This window comes from Lysobacter xanthus (assembly GCF_047159895.1).
Genome location: NZ_BAAGAB020000172.1, coordinates 1 through 366, shown reverse-complemented (window position 1 = coordinate 366; position 366 = coordinate 1). Strand labels below are relative to the sequence as shown.

Sequence of the window (366 nt, the reverse complement as noted above, 5' to 3'; positions counted from 1 at the left end):
AGTCGCGGCCTGCCGCGAGTGATTCGAACCGACAACGGCAAGGAGTTCTGCGGCAAGGCGATGGTGACGTGGGCCTACAACCGTGCCGTGCAACTGCGCCTGATCCAGCCGGGCAAGCCGAACCAGAACGCCTACGTCGAATCGTTCAATGGGCGGCTTCGCGACGAGTGCCTCAACGAGCACTGGTTCACGCACCTGCTGCATGCGCGAACCGCCATCGAAACGTGGCGACGGGAATACAACGAGGAGCGACCGAAGAAGGCGCTGGGCGGACTGACACCTGCCGCCTACGCCCGTCAGCTCGCATCCACTACCATCAACCCCGGACTCTAGATCAACCCGCTACTGAAAGCGGGGGGACGTCGG

Annotated in this window: 1 protein-coding gene; it reads left to right on the top strand. The window is 63.4% G+C overall.

The genetic code is table 11. From position 1 onward, the window contains the following. Positions 1–333 (top strand): integrase core domain-containing protein (locus ACY35P_RS15695; protein ID WP_462116766.1); only part of this gene is annotated, 333 nt, incomplete at its 5' end. Positions 334–366: the final 33 nt, after the last annotated feature.